Source organism: Limnothrix sp. HT2024, from assembly GCF_059138625.1.
Window position 1 is genome coordinate 1,661,995 of the sequence record NZ_CM181121.1, and the last position, 17,401, is coordinate 1,679,395.

Annotated in this window: 12 protein-coding genes and 1 pseudogene; 6 read left to right on the forward strand and 7 right to left on the reverse strand. The window is 51.1% G+C overall.

Annotated elements, in window-relative coordinates; translation table 11 throughout:
• Positions 1-358: 358 nt before the first annotated feature.
• The gene (locus tag AC2IAX_RS06695; protein WP_494389877.1) at positions 359-1,591 is read right to left on the reverse strand and encodes a putative bifunctional diguanylate cyclase/phosphodiesterase; all 1,233 of its coding nucleotides are present in this window, start codon (positions 1,589-1,591) and stop codon (positions 359-361) included.
• Between the two features lie 1,447 nt (positions 1,592-3,038).
• On the opposite strand from AC2IAX_RS06695, the gene AC2IAX_RS06700 reads away from it, so the two are divergent.
• Positions 3,039-4,769 (forward strand): sensor histidine kinase, encoded by a 1,731-nt coding sequence (locus AC2IAX_RS06700; protein ID WP_494389878.1) that lies wholly within the window; start codon positions 3,039-3,041, stop codon positions 4,767-4,769.
• Positions 4,770-4,899: 130 nt separating this feature from the next.
• Here the strand turns inward: AC2IAX_RS06700 and miaA are convergent, their stop codons facing one another.
• From miaA to AC2IAX_RS06725, 5 genes and pseudogenes are all read right to left on the reverse strand, one after another.
• Entirely contained in the window at positions 4,900-6,054 is a 1,155-nt protein-coding gene (gene miaA / locus AC2IAX_RS06705) for a tRNA (adenosine(37)-N6)-dimethylallyltransferase MiaA (RefSeq protein WP_494390306.1), read from the reverse strand.
• Positions 6,055-6,240: 186 nt separating this feature from the next.
• Positions 6,241-7,122, reverse strand: a complete 882-nt coding sequence (locus AC2IAX_RS06710; RefSeq protein WP_494389879.1) for a prohibitin family protein — start codon at positions 7,120-7,122, stop codon at positions 6,241-6,243.
• 478 nt (positions 7,123-7,600) lie between these two features.
• Positions 7,601-8,929, reverse strand: a complete 1,329-nt coding sequence (locus AC2IAX_RS06715) for a recombinase family protein (protein WP_494389880.1) — start codon at positions 8,927-8,929, stop codon at positions 7,601-7,603.
• A 192-nt stretch (positions 8,930-9,121) separates the two neighbouring features.
• Positions 9,122-9,550 (reverse strand): annotated as a pseudogene (locus AC2IAX_RS06720) (SufE family protein); the annotation flags it as partial.
• 152 nt (positions 9,551-9,702) lie between these two features.
• Positions 9,703-10,791 carry an isochorismatase gene (locus AC2IAX_RS06725; RefSeq protein WP_494389881.1) on the reverse strand — a complete coding sequence of 363 codons (1,089 nt, stop codon included), beginning with the start codon at positions 10,789-10,791 and terminating at the stop codon, positions 9,703-9,705.
• A gap of 292 nt (positions 10,792-11,083) precedes the next feature.
• Between AC2IAX_RS06725 and AC2IAX_RS06730 the strand changes: the two genes are divergently transcribed.
• From AC2IAX_RS06730 to AC2IAX_RS06750, 5 genes are all read left to right on the forward strand, one after another.
• Positions 11,084-11,545 (forward strand): hypothetical protein, encoded by a 462-nt coding sequence (locus tag AC2IAX_RS06730; protein WP_494389882.1) that lies wholly within the window; start codon positions 11,084-11,086, stop codon positions 11,543-11,545.
• A gap of 385 nt (positions 11,546-11,930) precedes the next feature.
• The gene (locus AC2IAX_RS06735; RefSeq protein ID WP_494389883.1) at positions 11,931-13,616 is read left to right on the forward strand and encodes a ShlB/FhaC/HecB family hemolysin secretion/activation protein; all 1,686 of its coding nucleotides are present in this window, start codon (positions 11,931-11,933) and stop codon (positions 13,614-13,616) included.
• 547 nt (positions 13,617-14,163) lie between these two features.
• Positions 14,164-14,643, forward strand: a complete 480-nt coding sequence (locus AC2IAX_RS06740) for a secondary thiamine-phosphate synthase enzyme YjbQ (protein ID WP_494389884.1) — start codon at positions 14,164-14,166, stop codon at positions 14,641-14,643.
• Positions 14,644-14,702: 59 nt separating this feature from the next.
• Positions 14,703-15,065 carry a response regulator transcription factor gene (locus tag AC2IAX_RS06745; protein WP_099534967.1) on the forward strand — a complete coding sequence of 121 codons (363 nt, stop codon included), beginning with the start codon at positions 14,703-14,705 and terminating at the stop codon, positions 15,063-15,065.
• A gap of 220 nt (positions 15,066-15,285) precedes the next feature.
• Complete coding sequence (locus AC2IAX_RS06750) at positions 15,286-16,182, forward strand: tetratricopeptide repeat protein (protein WP_494389885.1); 897 nt, start codon at positions 15,286-15,288, stop codon at positions 16,180-16,182.
• A 222-nt stretch (positions 16,183-16,404) separates the two neighbouring features.
• On the opposite strand, the gene AC2IAX_RS06755 is transcribed toward AC2IAX_RS06750, so the two are convergent.
• Positions 16,405-17,211 (reverse strand): tetratricopeptide repeat protein, encoded by an 807-nt coding sequence (locus AC2IAX_RS06755; RefSeq protein WP_494389886.1) that lies wholly within the window; start codon positions 17,209-17,211, stop codon positions 16,405-16,407.
• Between the last annotated feature and the right edge of the window lie 190 nt (positions 17,212-17,401).

A 17,401-nucleotide genomic window follows, 5' to 3' on the forward strand; every position in this document is an offset into this window, starting at 1 on the left:
GATCGCTAGGTTAGGCAGTGGTTTTGCCTTCGTGATTGCAACAGGGCTGAACAGCAATTCCATAAACGGTAGCTATATTAGGAGCTAAGTGACGATCATGGATGTGATCTAGTGCACAGTTTCAATAATTGGGCTTGTAATAGCTGCTGGAGCTGTGTTTATGCTTCCAAACCGACAGCCTTGAATGATGGACTCATAATCCGTAAATTTGTAACTGGTGAACTTGCCAGCAACGGCTAAAGAACGACCCCCTGGACAATTAGCCGCTGCTGGCTATTCGGTTTTTAGACAAATCTAGCTATATGCGTTGATCGTTAAGTTGGCTAATGAGTGACTCGATTCATCAAGTTGCGATTCCCTAGGAGTCCAGATCTTGAATGAAGTCAATCACCGCCGCCGCATCCAAAGGGCGCGAAATTAAAAATCCTTGGGCCATCTGACACCCCAAGCCTTGGAGTGTGTGCAGATGGTGTACCGACTCAATCCCCTCGGCCACAATTTGAATCCCCAGGTGATCGGCCAAAAGCGCAATCATCCGCACAATTTCCCACTGCTCCCGCAGGATAAATGAGCGATCGATCTTTAGCGCATCGATCGGGAACTCATGGAGTCGGGCCAAGGAGGAATAGCCCGTGCCGAAGTCATCCACATAGATCGCAATGCCCAGTTGCCGGAATCCTCGCAAAATTGCCAGCACATCCATGCCCAAGTCCAAAGCAACGGATTCCGTTAGCTCCAGGTGTAAACAGTGGGGGGGTAATTCTGTTTCGCGCAAGATGGCTTCACACTGCCCCAGCAGGTTCGGTTCCAACAATTGGCAGGGGGAGAGGTTCACGCTAACCCACAAATTTGAGTCAATCATCCCCGTTAGTTGCCAGTGACGAAGCTGGGTGCAGGCTTCCCGAATGACCCACAGGCCCAATTCAGCAATGAAACCGCTACTTTCGGCGATCGCGATGAAACTATTGGGCTGCATCAATCCTCGGGAGGGATGTTCCCAGCGCACCAACGCTTCCAAGCCCACGGTGCGCCCGCTGCCTAAGCAAATCACGGGTTGGTAAACCAGCACAAATTCTCCCCGCTCAGCCGCCCCTTGCAGTTCGTTGGCCAGCCTGAGGCGTTCGATCGCGGCGGTTGTAAGGACGTTGGGTTGTTGGGTTTCGCCCTCGATCGCAACGGCCAAACTCAGCAACCGATGCGTATTAGACATGGCAATTCGCAACAGCCGCCGCGCGTTGGGATCGGTCACCAAGTCTTGATCCCTGGTGAGCAGTCGCAGGGCCCCGTGAATTGAGGCGAGGGAGGCCCGCAATTCGTACCCCAGAGAAACGCTGGTGTTGGTGTTGATGTTGGTATTGCTGTTTGTGTTGGCGGTATTTTTCAGATGATCTTTGACATTGAGGTGGTTGCTTGTGGGTAAACTTTGGGGCAAATTTGGGGGCAGATTTGCAGACAAATTAGCGGGTAGGTTAGCAGGTGCGTGGGCGGGCAAAGAGGCTGTTGCAAGAGCGGGGGAAGGGGAGTCGGATGGGTTTGGTTCGGGTAAGTCGATCGCCCTGGGTAATAACTCTGAGTCAGAAATGAGAAACATTATCCAAACTCGCTCTAATAGGTATCGTGGATCCACCGCTGTTCAATGCCAGACTAGGCAGAAAAGGTGAAAAAGTCGAGAATTGCGCGAAATTCCATAGGTATATGAGGCATTTTTGAGATTAGCTGAACACCTCAAGCTCTCTTCAGCTTTATCAAGCAATTTCGAGCAATGTTCAATTTAGAATATGAAATTATTTTGAATATTTTTGCAATTTTTTAAATTTTGTTTTGATATTGATTGTCAAGAATTTCTTGAAAAGATGCGATTTTTCATCTTTTTGAAAAAGCTCACAAAAACAAACACATTCAAAATTAGTCAATCATGAATTGATAGCGCTGCATCAAGTTTTGATCTTTGGCAAGCTTGCTGACAACAAGTTTGCTGACAAGAATAAGCCAGAAGCTGATACAAATCAAAAATTGCAATCTGATATTGCAAATTTAAATTGATGCTTTGAATCAAAATTTCAGTTAAGTTCTTTTAATAATGATCAATTTCCATGACAAATAGTTTTCGAGATGGTTTCCAAGGCTGTTGAGCAAATTTTGCAACCCAAGCACGAGCAACATACAGACAAGATCCTGATGGATCAGAATTCGTCAAACATCCAATTAGATACCCAATAAGAATTATCATAAGTGATTTATTGAAAGAACTTTTAAGATCGAACTATTTTGGGATGGACTGATGGTCACTGAATTAGCGATCGGGGCAGATGATGGCGCACTTCAGGGCGATCGAGCGGATCCCGAGCGGCGGGAGGGTTCAAATGCTGTAATGGAGGGGAAGACTGGACAATTTCTACCAGCCGCCCGTTGCTTGGGGAAACTGAGTGAGGGTGACCTGCCCACAACCAGTAGCGACCATGGCCCCGCGTGCAGTATTTCCCTGATGACTAATACGGAACTTCGCGTAATGATGGTATAAACGATGGCGGTTGCACTGTCGTAATTGCGGGTGTAGTTGAAGGCTTGATGATTATGTCGCGATCCCGTTGCAATTCAAACATTGCCATGGAGCGATTTGTTATTTGGAGCTACCTCTATCCTCCAGACCAAAGTACTTGATTTAACTGCTTCATTCATCAGATTTTTGTTAAATCCTCTGTTAATACCGAATCAATTCTCTGTGGCTGGATGACAGGAGACGCTCAAATTTGTCTCTGATCAGGTGCATCTCATCTCCCTGTGCAAATAAAATTGAATCTGAAAGAAAGGTGAAACCAGGGTTTGGCGATTGCGAATCGGGTGGCTCCCATCACGAATCGGATTGCGGGTCAGGCAATAAACGATGGGGACAATTCAGGGGAACGCATAAGATGAACTAGGGAGCCTGTCGATCACAGTTAAAATTCAAAAGTTTTTCGGGTAGCGATGTTGTCTGCTGCTTCTGTGCAACTTATGTGGCTCTGCAAGTGCTGTACCAGGCCCAAACAGTCGGGCGTATGACGTTTTCTGATTCTGCATCTCAGGGCAATCCCTTGCTCAACCAATCGACCTCGCTGTTTTCGCCACGGGTGTTGCTGGTTGAAGACAGCCCGATCGACGTTCGCCTTGTGCAACTCATGCTGCGGAAGGCGGAGTTTTTGCTGTCGGGGGTTGATCTGGTGGCGGTGAGCACCTTGGCAGAGGCGCTGGTTTGCATTCGACAGCAGCGTTTTGATGTGACGTTGCTGGATTTATCGTTGCCGGATTCAGTGGGGCTGGGGACGCTGCGCCAACTTCAGGCCGCCCAACCCACGATTCCCGTGGTGGTGTTGACGGCAACGGGTGATGAGCAGGCGGGGGTTGATGCCCTGCGGTTGGGAGCCCAAGACTATTTAATTAAGGGGGAAATTTCGCCCACGCTGCTGGTGCGATCGATGCGCTATGCGATCGAACGGAAACAGGCGGAGTTGCGGCTGGCGGATTCCCAATCGTTTTTGATGGATGTGTTGAACCTGTCGCCGGACGCGATCGCGGTGTTGCAGGTGGTGCGTGATGACCGCGATCGGGTGGTGAATTTCCAGTGGCGGTTGGTGAATCCGGCGGCGGAGCGGGCAACGGGCTGCTCGGCGGCGGTGCTGGCCCAGCGTAGTTTGCTGGCCCATGGCACGGATCCGGGAGCACGGGCGGCCGTGCCGTTTAGTGCGGAGCCGGTGGTGATGGGCGAGTCGGAGGTGGAGCAGGCGGCAAGGGCCAGCCAAGAGTTATTCACCTGGTTACTGCCGGTGGTGGCGGAGGAGGCGAACCAATCGCGCGAGGTGTTCGATCGGCGACTGAACAGTTGGTTTCGGGTGGATGCCTGCAAGTTGGGTGATGGTGTGCGGCTGATGTGTCGCAACATTACCCAATACAAGGCGATCGAGCGGATGAAGGATGAATTTGTCTCGATCGTGAGCCACGAGTTACGCACCCCCTTCAGTTCTTTGCAGGGTGCAATTAAGCTTTTGGCCACGGGGCGTTGTGATTTGCAATCCATGCAAGGACAACAATTAATTGCGGTGGCCCTGCGCAGTGCAGAACGGCTGGGGCAAGCGATTGATGTGGTGTTGCGATTGGCCGATTTAGCCTCTACCGAAAGCCTGGCCAAACAACGCTGTTGGGTTCAAGACTTGGCCAATCGAGCCTACGATCGCGTGGTCAATCGATTACAAGCTCAAAATTTATCCATTACCTATTCAATTCCCGATGATCTAACCGTTTGGGCGGATCCCGATGCCATTTTAGATTTGTTCGATCGCATTTTAGATAATGCCATCAAGTTTTCATCGCCTGGCTCAGTCTTAGGATTTGCGGTCACCGTTTCGCCGCAGGATGTGATTTTTCATATCACTGACCATGGCTGCGGCATTCCCCCCACAGACCTAGAGCAAATCTTTGAACCCTTCTATCAAGTAGACTCCTCCGACTCCCGATCGCGTGGCGGACTGGGTGTTAGCCTAACCCTTTGTCGTCGGATTGTGGAGCAACATGGCGGACAAATTTGGGTTACCAGTGAACTAGGAAAAGGTAGCACTTTTCATATTTCTTTACCTCAAAATTGGAGCGAACTTCCGGAATTTCAAAATCCAGAAGCTAATCATCTTGCGCCGGGTTCTCTTGATTGTAATAGCCTGGATCGAAGTAACAACATGGAAGGAATTATCCAAACCACCTACACTATTTCTCAAGAACCAAGGTTGTCGTCTTCTTAAGGAAGATTCAGAAATTTGACTAGTTATTGATTATGATTTCTAATTGAGTTTTGATTAATCTCTAGTTGACTTTTGGTTAATTTGATTAGCGTTTGTCATTTTTTTGATCTACTTTTTTGCATCAACTCAATCAAGAATTTTGATCGATTTTTTTACTGTCACTCAAGAAGTTTTGCACCAACCCCATAGCCATTTCCAAGAGCCTTGGGTGATCTGCATCCAACCAATAAATGTTAGGATCTGCTCGAAACCAAGTGCGCTGCCGTTTTGCAAATTGGCGAGTATGAACAGCGGTTAACTGTTCTGCTTCTATCCAGGTTATTTCGCCATTCATTGCTTGCAAGACTTCGCGATAGCCCAGGGTTTGAAATAGGGGCAAATCTTGACCATAAAGTTTCACTAACTGATGAACTTCATCCACAAACCCTTGCTCAAACATCGAGTGAGTGCGTTGTTGAATTCGCTGCCATAGCCGATCATTTTCATCTGGGGCTGACTTTTCTTTTCTATGATTTTTAGGTCGCTTGCGCGAAGAATTTTGAGAATGGATTTGGGAACGATCGAGTTGCTCGATCGACATCTTTGAACCGATTGAATCGGTAGTTGATCGCAAGCTAGCAATCAGTCCATTCAAACTCTTAGCACCGAGGCAGTCTAGGCCAATCTGCAAAATTGGATAAGCGGGAGGAGCTTCCCCTTGCAGGCTAGAAATAGGCTGACCTGTGGCATAAAAAACCTCCAGTGCCCGGATGGTTCGCACATCATCACGCTCATGAATTTGCTGGGCAGAAACAGGATCAACAGCCAACAAAAGTTGGCGGCGATCGAGACGAGTCAGTTGCTCCAATTGCGATCGCAAGGTTGGCTGGGGCGGCACTTGGGGAATACGCAGCCCTCGAACCACAGACTTAATATAAAGTCCGGTTCCTCCAACCAAAAGAGGAATTATTTGACGTTGATGATAATGATTAATCAGTTGATTTGCTTGAGACTGAAACTCAGCAACTGTGAAGACCTCAACCGGATCACAAATGTCAATTAACTCGTGGACAACCACCGCGCGATCGCTCAATGACGGCTTGGCAGTTCCAATATCAAAATTGCGATAAATCTGACGAGAATCTGCTCCCAAAATGACGGAATTCAGAGACCGTGCTAGCTCGATCGCTAAGGCAGACTTGCCCGAAGCTGTTGGCCCCACAATCACAATCAGCTTAGGCGTAAAATTCGCACCTTCTGAAGCTGAATTCAATGGGCGATCGAGGTGGCGCTCATCCGCTGCCATGGTGGGTTCCGACATTTGTGTCGCCAATTCAGATGCTTAATCAATAGAGTCTCAAGATTATAGGTAATTTCGGGTCACAGCTTCTCAGCAAATTGATTTAGCACAAGTCATAACTCAATTCAATAGATTGCTCGATCGAACCGATCTAACTCGACAGCAATCAATTACAGGTCTCTTGGCCTTGCACTAATTACCACCTGGAGAAACCAAAATCGGTGAATTGCCATTGGTGATGATTACCTTTGTATTTTTGGATTCCGCTAGACTTTGCATGGCTTCAATTTGCTTCAATTGAATGACTTGATTGGTCAAGCCCTGAGCGACCGTTCGATTATAGTTGGCGATCGCCTGGGCCTCAATTTGTTTTCGTTGAGCCTCTTGACGGGTTTTTGACAGCACAAATTCCATTTGCTTGCTTTCTTGTTCAATTTTTAGTTTCTGTTGAATCGCTGCTTGGACAGTTTCCGGCAGTTTCACTTCTCGCAACAGAGCCGCTTCCACCACAAATCCCAAAGGCTCCAGTTGTTGTGCCAACTGTCGGCGCATTTCTTCAGCAATCATTGTCCGCTTGGTTGAATAAATAGACTCGGCTGGATGTAATGCCGTAATTGAGCGAACAATTGCCCGAAATCGAGACACAACAATTTCTGACTCACTTGTGCCAATAGTTCGATAAACTTGGGATACTTTTCGCGGATCAATCCGATATTGCAAGCTAACATTCAAATCAAAAATCAAACCCTCTTGGGATGTTGCTTCAATACCTTCTTGAATATTTTTTAAGCGTGTTGAAAACATCACCACTCGCGAAAAAGGAGTGTTGAAATGCAACCCGGGCAACAATGGACTCTCTTCCACATTGCCCAAGGAATCGCGCACACCAACACTTCCCGTCGGTACATTCGCAACGAAACGACTAATGACATAGAGCGCCACAAAAACTGCCACAAAGCCGCCGCCGCCCCGTACGGCCCATCGAATAGGTAATGGTGCGGGTAAATCATCACTTTTCAAGGCGGCAAAGGCTGCGCCACCACCAATCAATAGCATTAGAAAAAACGTAAACATAGATCTACCTAAAGCGCTAGTACTGTCATTGAATATCGAAGTTTAAGCCTAATCAAAAGCCTAAACAATCAGCTTTTAACCTACGATCAAGCCGCCCCACAAGCGACATTATAGACAGCGGTTTATAAGTTGTGGAGATAGGCAATTTATTTTACGAGAAAGTAAAAATACGCAAAATTTGTTTAAGATTTGATTTTGAGGTCAGTTTAAATAGCAGCGTAAACACCCAATTAGTAGTCACCGAAAACCCTAAGATTATTCAAAATCTATCAATTAGTAGTCACCGAAAACCCTAAGATTATTCAAAATCTATTTCAGATCGACAGAGTTTATTCAAAGTCAGTCATGGAAACAAAAGACTAAATTTCCTGGCTTTCACTCATCAATGAAACCAGAAAAATATCAATATTTGATCTTTAGAAATTTTCTTAATTGTCAATTCGGATTTTAAGTATTTTTAAAATACTTTTAAAAGATTTTAAAAAACAAAGTCCAAAGATTGCACACGCCAAGTTGGTTGCCCCTTTCCCTTTGCTGAATAAGTTAGCCAGATACCTTTCAGGAATTCGCGAAAGTAAAAACGCCGTTCAGCTTCGGATAGATCTTGCCAAAATTCTGGAATTGAAACCGATCGGGAAATCATCGATAAGCTGGCAGGGGGCAATTGCGAGAGTCGATCTTGCAAAGTTCCCATTTCGACTCGAATTTGATAGGAACGAATTTGCAATGTATTTTCATCCAAAATTCCATTTTCCTTAAGCTGAATGAGCTGGGTTAGGCGCGCTTCCTGGGCTTGAAGTTGTTGTTGAATTTGGGACTTTAATTGCTCAATATTGGGTAACTGCGCCTGACTCACTCGTTGTGGCAATTCTCGACAAATGCGCTGAATTGTTTTCTTCAAAACCTGGTCATAGTCCGCGAGAGGGCATCGATCGGGAGCTGATTGGCCTTTTCCGCAGGGATTGGGGCGCAAGTAAAGATAGTTAGGGGTTTTGGATCCCCGCGATCGAGTGGAAGTTACGGCTAATTTTGCTTGGCATTGGGCACAACTCACCAACCCCGCCAAGGAACGCGCAGCGCTGGCCGTTTTAGGAGCCAAGGTCTGATTACGTCGCAAGAGTCGATCGACCTGGGCCGCTTCTTCGCGAGACACCAGCGGGGGATGCGTATTCAAAATTACATCACCATTTTTATAGGCTAGATCACCTCGATAGGCAGGATTGGTTAGCCAATTACGACCCGTCGAAATTGAAATTTTCTTTTGATGTTTTTGGTTAATAAACCGCACCGCTCCCCGCAAGGAACCGTAGAGTAAAAAGTTCTCAAAAAAATCTTTCACGATACTGGCCGCCGCGCGATCGATGACATACCGATCCTTACCCCGTCGATAGCCAAAGGGAGCGCGACCCGGCGGCGGCAAGGCTGCTAACCGATTACGAGCATGGCCTTTTTGAATGGCCTGTCGGTGCTGGTCTTGATTCAGTTCCTGAAGCCATTGCAACTGTTGAATCCAGTTAGAATCGGTTCCCTTGGGGAGGTCACCCTGCATCACCCGCAGCGCCACCTTAGCATGTTCTAACTGATTCAAAACGTGGAGAATGGACTCGATCGAGTCGCCTAGGTCGCGAATTTGTCGAATGAGAAGCGTGTGAATTACTCCCTGCTTCACCAACTGCATGAGCTGCCCCAACGCTTGCCGATCGCCCAAGTCCACATATAGATTTTGCACATCAACTTCCCAATCGATCGGCTCTGTGACCGACTCCAAAATGGGGTCATGATAAATATAGGCAACCGTTTGAGTCATCGCACTTGGTTCATCGCACTTGGTTCATCACACTTGGTTCATTGCGTTTGCGTTACCGTGTTTGCATCACCACGTTTGGATCATTGAGTATTCATTAACAGCTCAATCAGTCACTTTTTCAGGAGCTTCATGATTAGGTTCAAGGTTCGGTGGGGAGGACAATGAACCCAAAGCACTCAAATCCGCATGGGACTCTGACTGAAGCGATCGCGCCTGATCTTGCATCTTTTTGAAAATATTGAAAAACCCATTAGCCCGCGAAGGAGTCAGGCTAGCATTGAGCTTTGTTTGCTGAATGAAATCCGGCTTCAAAGCAATGATCACATCCGGTGTTAAGCCATTCAATCCCTCAACTAAAAATGCCACCAAGCCTTTCACCAGTTGTGAATCAGAATCCCCCCGATACCAAACTTTGCCATCGGTCAGTGCTGAAGCCACATACACCTGAGAAGTGCAGCCATGAACCTTATTCTCAGGGCTACGATCCGCTTCATCTAGCTCAGGAAGCCGTTTTGAAAACCAGATAAGTTGCTCGTAACCTTGCTTAGGATTGGTAACTCGGGAAAATCGCTGAACTAACTTAGCCAAGGATTCCGGCAGGGCAGAGGTGGGAACAGTCATGGGCAGAAGCGGAAGTTGAATGAGCTATTTTTTGGGAAGCCATGTTGAGTTTACCATTTTGCTGAAATGACTGTTGAAACGACTTCAGCACTGGTTCCAGAATTGGATGATTGGCCTGAGGGGATTCGCCTTGGATGACTCGTCTGGAGTGACTAGTGATTGAAAAGGGGCCATTGCTCGATCGAGTCCGTAGACCGTACCAAATGCATTCCCGCTAAAGCAAAGTTTTGGAAAGTTTGCTCGGCCAATTCCGTGAAATCAACTACCCCGGGAACCACCACGGGCGACATGCAATCTTCGAGTAGATAGACTCGATCGACAAACTCCGGTTTTTGGGTTTGAATTTCCTTTAAAAAATCAGCCACTGTCCAAGCAACGCAGTGGCTCTTAGCTTGCCCAGCAATAATCACCGCATCAAAATTAAAAAGATGCTGAATCAGGGCCTGATTCTTTTGGGCGATCGGTTGTTGATGTTCATCACTGAGAATTTCAGGACTGAGAATGGAATAATTTTCCGTTAAGGGATGGCTACCCTTAAGCTCAAATCGGGTTGGGACTTGTCGAGCAATGGCATGGGTAAAACAGGCAGCTTCAACGGCCGAAACTAGCGCATGGCCAATTCCGCCCAGCAAAGAATGGTAGGGCCAAATGGTCAGCGGATATTTTCCTAAAGCTTCCAGGGTTTGGGTGTAATGAGCGGCATAGGCGGCCAAGTCGCAACGCATTCCCTCGGTTTGTGCCGAGCGATCGGGGAATGCACTTTGGCTGATGGAGTCAGCAGAAGGCAGGAAATTGGCTTGTAATTGGGGGTTGGGTCGCCAACGGCCGGTTTTGACTGCTTCCCAATCAATGTTAGTCAGGGGTTCAGGATGGTTCCCTTCAGCATCTACCCAAAAGATCGGATGGAAAATTTGAGCAACTCCATGGGTATCCAAGGTGGGAATGAGTTCCGTGAGTAGGCTCAAATTTCGGTAAATAAATTGACATAGGCGAACATTATCTTCGACTGCACCTTGTCCCGATCGCCCGCCCACAAATAACTCAAAGTCAGGGATGCAGAACGTATTTTGCACATCAATCATTAACAGGGCAATCCGTTGCGAATCCTCCTGTGCCGGTGTAATTTGGTTTGCCTTCGCCCATTGTTGAGCCTTGGTGGCCAGTTGGGCATAGGGTACACGCCAAACTTCGCCAACGCGATCGCCCTCAAACCAGTCAGGAATCGGTAATGATAAGGACATCAAGCAATTTTCTCCAATGTGAAAAGTCTGTATTCAAATGGTTCAAAAATGAATGCCAGATTATTCGGATAGTCTGATTTTTCCTCAGAATGAATAAACAGAAGGGATTGGTTGCTTAGCCTCAGCAGCAGCGATCGCTCAAGGCTCTCTCGCAGACGAGCTTCTTATGTTGTTAAACAGCCCCCAGCATCGTTCACTCGTGTCAACTTACCCAAGTCCAGCGGCCACTACACTAACAACCGCTGAGGCAGCCAATTGTCCTGGCGCAATGGAGGGGCAACCGGGAACAGTCATGACATCGGCCGTGAATTTCAAGCGTTTATCAGTCCTTGCGATTCTGCTTTGGGCTGGGGCTGCGGCCTTGGTGGTCATGCGGCCTCGCAACGAGACCCTCAGCCGTCTTGCGGAGCAGTTGGCCAGCGGCCAATGGCAAACGGCCAATGCCTTGACTTGGCAAATTTTGGCTCCTAACGCTCAGGTGGACAGCCTGATGCAGACGGACTGTGATTTGTTGCTGGAGGTCGATCGCCTTTGGAGTGACTATAGCGATGGTCAGTTGGGATTGCGCACCCAATCTCGTCTGGCCACCATGGCCGCCCCCATGAGCCTAGCCCAGGAGTGGGCAGCCCAGGAGGCTCCCGCGCCCCTGCCTCCGCCCGGCAGCCTACCCAATGCGGCCAGCACCCACCAAGGCCCGGGATTGGCCGACCTGACAGTCCTGGCGATCGCCCGTTTTGAGCAATGCAAGCGCTAGATCGACACCTTCTGCCAAGCATGATTGCGCTGGACGGTTTTGGAGCAACCCCGTTACCCACTTTTGAGCACAAACGGGTTGTGGCCAAGGATTGCAGATGACTCGACCCCGATTGACTGATCTGTTACGGTTGGTGCGATCGTTTGGTCGATCAGTCTCTTAACCTATGGCCTTGCGATATCTAGCTTTGCGATATCTAGCTTTGCAATTTCCAGCGCTTAGATTGCCAGTGCTTAGATCTTCAGCCTTGAGATCTCTAGCTTTGAGATCCCAAGTCTTCAGATCTTTAGTCTTTAGCGCCCTCCTATTGAAGTCAAAATTGAACCAGAAGAACCGTGACTTGAAGCCTCCTTTCAGGCATTGCGCGGATCTCCATCGGCGGTGGTTGCTGGGATCGCTGGCGAGCTTGGGCTGTTTGGGCGGTGGGGCCGTGACGGCCATCGCCCAAACTCCCCCGTTGCCCCGTCCCGATCGCCTCCCGGATCCGATCACCATTCCGGAGCCAGGCCAGCCCCCGCCCACTTTGCAGCCGCCCCCGATCGAGCAGCCCGCCTCCCCTTCTGACCTGCCGCCGATTCCCGGTCAAATTGTCGTGAAGGCCTTTCGGGTCACGGGCAGTACGATTTTCACAGATAGTGAATTTGCGACCCTGCTTCAGCCCTACACCAATCGCCCCCTCACTTTTGCGGAGTTGCTGGAAGCGCGATCGGCGGTGACACAGCAATATGTCAGCAAAGGTTACAAGACCTCTGGAGCCTTTTTGCCGCCCCAGGAAATTGATCCGATCCAGGGCATTGTAGAAATTCGGGTGCTGGAAGGTCGGCTAGAGGCGATCGAGGTGCAGGGGTTACGGCGACTGCGCCCCAGCTACGTACAACGGCGCATTGAGCGGGCCACCCAACCGCCGCTCCAGGTCGATCGCCTGCTGACCGCTCTGCAACTGTTGCAGGTCGATCCGCTCATTGAAACCGTTTCCGCAGAGCTTTCGGCGGGAACCGAGCCGGGCACGAACCTGCTGCGGGTCACCCTCACGGAAGCCGACAGCCTCCATGGCGATCTATCGGTGGATAATGGGCGATCGCCCAGCGTAGGCACAGTCCGGCGACGTGCCACCATCACCCAAGCCAACTTACTGGGGCTAGGCGATGGCATTAGCCTCAGCTACACCAACACCGACGGCAGCGACTCGATCGAAGCCAGTTACACCATCCCGATCGACAGTCGCAACAGCACGATCGGGGCCCGCTTCCAATGGGCCGGCAGCAGCATTGTTGAAGATCCCTTCGGCCCCCTCGACATCCAAGCCGACTCCTACCAATACGAACTGACCTATCGCCGCCCCCTGGTGCAGCAGCCCAACTATGAAGTCGTCACGGGCTTGACCCTCTCGCACCTGGACAGCCAAACCAGCCTGCTCGGCATTGACTTTCCCCTTTCCCCGGGAGCCGATGACCAAGGACAAACCAGCGTCACTGCCCTGCGGTGGTTTCACGAGTGGACCAGTCGCAGCGAAAGCTACGTTTTGGCCTTGCGATCGCAACTGAGTTTGGGACTGGATGCCCTTGACTCCACCATCAATCGCGAGTCGCCCGATAGTCAATTCTTGGCCTGGCGTGGCCAAGCCCAATGGGTGCGCCAATTTGCACCCGATACGCTGCTGTTGGTGCGGGGTGAGGCCCAATGGGCCGATCGCCCGCTCCTGCCCGTGGAGCAGTTTGGCCTAGGGGGATTGGAAAGCGTTCGGGGCTATCGCCAAGACTTGCTGCTGACCGATGGCGGGCTGTTTGGATCGGCTGAATTGCGCCTGCCCCTGTTTCGCGCGCCCAAAATTAAAGGGGTGATGCAAATTGTGCCCTTTCTGGATGTGGGAACCGGCTGGAACCGGGGCGATCGGCCCGATCCCGATCCCCAAACCCTCGTTGGTCTCGGGTTGGGCCTCCGATGGCAACAGGGCGATCGATTCACAGCACGCCTGGACTATGCCATTCCCCTGGTGGAGGTGGACAACCCAGACCAAGACACCTGGCAGGAAAATGGCCTCTATTTTTCCGTGCGGTGGCGAGCTTTTTGATTATGGATCCCAAAAATTCATGGCTTCCATTGCCCCGTTGCCGCTTGGAACGATTGGGAGCGATCGTCCCAAATAACCACCTAAAGCCACCGCCCAACCACCGTCCAACCAGCCCTCAGCCTTCACCTAAAATTGGTGAACCGAAGCTGTCAATGGCGGAAATCCTGTCCATAAATCTCGCCAAAAATTGGTTTATAGAAAAATTTGGGTCTAAAACCCCGCCCTTTCAGGGCATGCTAAATTACAGGTGGCCGCTGGGCTAGCGGTTTCAGTCTGTGGAGCAACCGCAAGACCCGAAGAGAGCCAATCTCAGAGGGCTGGCATGATGAAGCAGAAACCCAAATCGTGAGGTTTGGAAATCCCCGTTCGCTTGCGGTGGGGAGGATGTCAACCCTATTTTTGATGGCGGTCTTGCATCGGAATAGAGCGACCGATCCGGATCCATGAATAATTGTTTGTGATTGTTCGTGGTTGTTTGTGAAGAATTGCTTTTTGAAATATTTCGATCGCTCCATGCAGAACTTTTTCAGTCCCTATTCCAGTTTCCATGAGTCGTTCTAGCGCCTCCGCCACTGTCATTTCGGTTGGGGCGATCGACCAGCGATCGCAAACGACCCATGTGCAACAGGTGCTGCGCCTTTCAACCCAAGGCAAACGGTTGCACAACATCACCAGCGCGATCGCGGAACTGGTGGCGCGATCGGGAGTGACCACCGGCCTCTGTACGCTGTTTGTGCAGCATACCTCCGCCAGTCTGGTGATCCAGGAAAACGCCGATTCTGACGTGTTGCAAGACCTGGAAACCTTCCTCGCCGGCCTCGTCCCCGAATCGGCTCCCTACCAACACAGTGCCGAAGGGCCCGACGACATGCCGGCCCACATTCGCACCGCCTTGACCCACACTTCTGAACAAATTCCGATCGTGCATGGTCAACTGGGACTGGGGATTTGGCAGGGAATCTATCTCTGGGAACATCGACAGCACGGTCGCACGCGCGAAGTTGTGGTACATATCATGGGTGGTTAACTCGCCCGATTGCGAGGGATGGCGGTCAGCAACCGCCGCCAACTGCGAAGGAGGATGTCGTGAGTAAGGTGCTAATTGTCGATGACAGCGCAACGATGCGCGAGATGATTGCCGCACTCCTCCAAAAACACGGCATGACGACGGTTTTGGCGGGCGATGGGGTAGAGGCACAGGTGCAATTTGAGGCCAGTGCTCCGGATTTGGTGATCACAGACATTGTGATGCCCCGGATGAATGGCTATGAATTTTGTCGTTGGATGAAGTCGGATAACAACCGAAAGGATGTGCCCGTGGTGCTTTGCACCAGCAAGAGCGAAGAGTTCGATCGCTACTGGGGCATGAAACAAGGGGCCGATGCTTACATCGCCAAGCCCTTCCAACCGGAAGAGCTGATTGACACGGTGCGGCAACTGTTGAAGTAGCACCTGAAGGAGCGTCTGGAATCTCGAAGTCGGGCCAATTTCCCCCTGGCAGCACCTGGGATCGCGCGGGATTCCAGGGATATTGGGCGATCGGGTCTTGAACCCAACCCAGTTTTGGGCCCCTGTCCAGCCGCCAAGCCGGATTAATTGCCCGCCGGATTAATTCAGGTTGCTAAGATGGCCTTGTGATCGTTGTCAGCAGCATTGGATAAACAGGACTGTGAGCAAACTGGGCAAACTGAGCTTGAAAAAACAGAGCATTCGAGCGCTTCAGGTTCTGGCTGTGCTTTGGGGTTGCATGGGGATATCCATGCCAGCCCGGGCAGAAGTGTTGCTGCCCTATGCACCACCGATTGATCCCCAATGGTCTGAGCAGGCTTTGGATCTAGCCCAAGATGCGGCGCGATTGGTGCAGTTTGAGCAATACGATGAGGCCCTGGCCCGCATTCGAGTGGCGGCCTATCTTGCTCCCAAAAATCCGCAGGTTTTGCGATTGATGGGCGGTTTATATCTCCAATCTCAACAGGTCGATCGGGGCATTCAGGTACTGGAATCGGCCCGGGCCTTGGCTCCGGAAGATCCATCGGTATTGTTGGCGTTAGGGTCGGCCTACGGGCAACAGAAGCGCTGGGATGAGGCGCTGACCACGTTGCAGGCGGGCCTTAAGCTTCAGGACTCGCCCACGGGCCGGTTTGATTTGGGGAATGTTTACCTGACCATGGGCCGGTTTCAGCAGGCGATCGAGCAGTTTCGGCAAGCGGTGACCCTGGAAGCACGGATGTGGCCGGCGGTGAACAATATCGGATTGGCGCTGTATGAGTTGGGCGATCGGGAAAATGCCCTCAAGGAGTGGGAAGCGGCTTTGGCCGTGGATCCAACCGCCGCAGAACCCAAACTGGCGATCGCCACGGCCACCTATACCGCTGCCGGTTGCCAAAGCCAAGCCCGAGATCCCAACTGCCTGAAGGGGTTAGCCCTGGCCCAGGAAGCTTTGGACACCGATGAGCGCTATGCGGATTTGCAGTACCTGAAGGACAACCTTTGGGGCACTCAACTGTTGAAGGATGCCCAAGTGTTGCTCGATCGCCTCAAACGCGATCGCTCAGCAGCGCGCTAACTGCCAGTTCGCTCAACTTCAACTCAATCCAGCCGGGATGGACAATGCCGGTTCTCGCCTACTGGATGGCCATAGAGTTTAGGGCGCGTCGTCAAATCCCCTGAAACCCTGATTCAACCGTTGGCAAATCGTGGGGGACAAGGGGCTTAAGCCCCTTGTTACGACGACTGGGACATGGAAAATCAATCGTCTCTGCCTGATCCTAGAAAATGACGACAGGCCCTAAAGCTTGAGGAATTTTTCTAGGGCGGCCACCATAGCGGGCGGCCAACGGCGTACCTTCGCCACCCATTCCAAATCCTTGTAGCGTCGATCGAGACCCACCACCGAGACCCACTGGCTCTCGGCCTCACCCCGATCGCCCGCATCCCACAGGGCCGCCGTCAGGGCCGCCCGCGCATCGGCAAAGGTGGGATATTTCCGCACCAAATTCCGCAACAGGCGCAAGGCCTCCGCCCGATCGCCCACCTGGAACAGGGCCAGGGCATGGTTCACCCGGGCGATCGCAAAATCGGGAGCCAAGCGCTCCGCCTGGGCATAGTCTTCAACCGCGATCGCCCATTGACCAAGGCCCGCCTCCGCATTGCCCCGGTTGTTGTAGGCGGCCGCATCATTGGGATCCAGTTCCAACACATGGTCATAGTCCGCGATCGCCCCCGTCAGATCACCCGCATTCTCCCGAGCCGCCCCCCGATTCAGGTAGGGATCCGGCGCATTGGGAGCACGGCTAATCGCTTCGTTATAGTCCGAGATCGCCTCCTGAAGCCGATTTTGGCTGGCGCGGGCATTGCCCCGATTGCTCCAAATTTCCGCATTGTCGGGAAAAAGTTCTAAAATTTGTGTCCAATAACGCTCGGCCTGGGCAAATTGCCCGCCATTGGTGGCCTCAAAGGCTTGGTCAAAGAGCGATCGCGCGGCCTGAACACGGGCTTCAAGGGGCAACTCATCGGCCAAACTTGGCCTTGGCACAATTGCCCAACTGGCACAAATCACCAATCCCATCAGCCCGATCGCCAAACTTCGCCCCATTGCCTGCAAGCACTGCCATTGAAAGCGTTCAGCCCTTCTTGACTCAAGCCCCCCCTGGACTTGGAGCCAATGGACGGTTACGAATTGAGATATCGGTTTGAATACTGTCCCGCAAGCGATCCGGGCGAACTGGCGATCGAGTTGTATTGACCCAGAACGACTCACCTGGTTGCCCGTCGCGGTCGCCGCC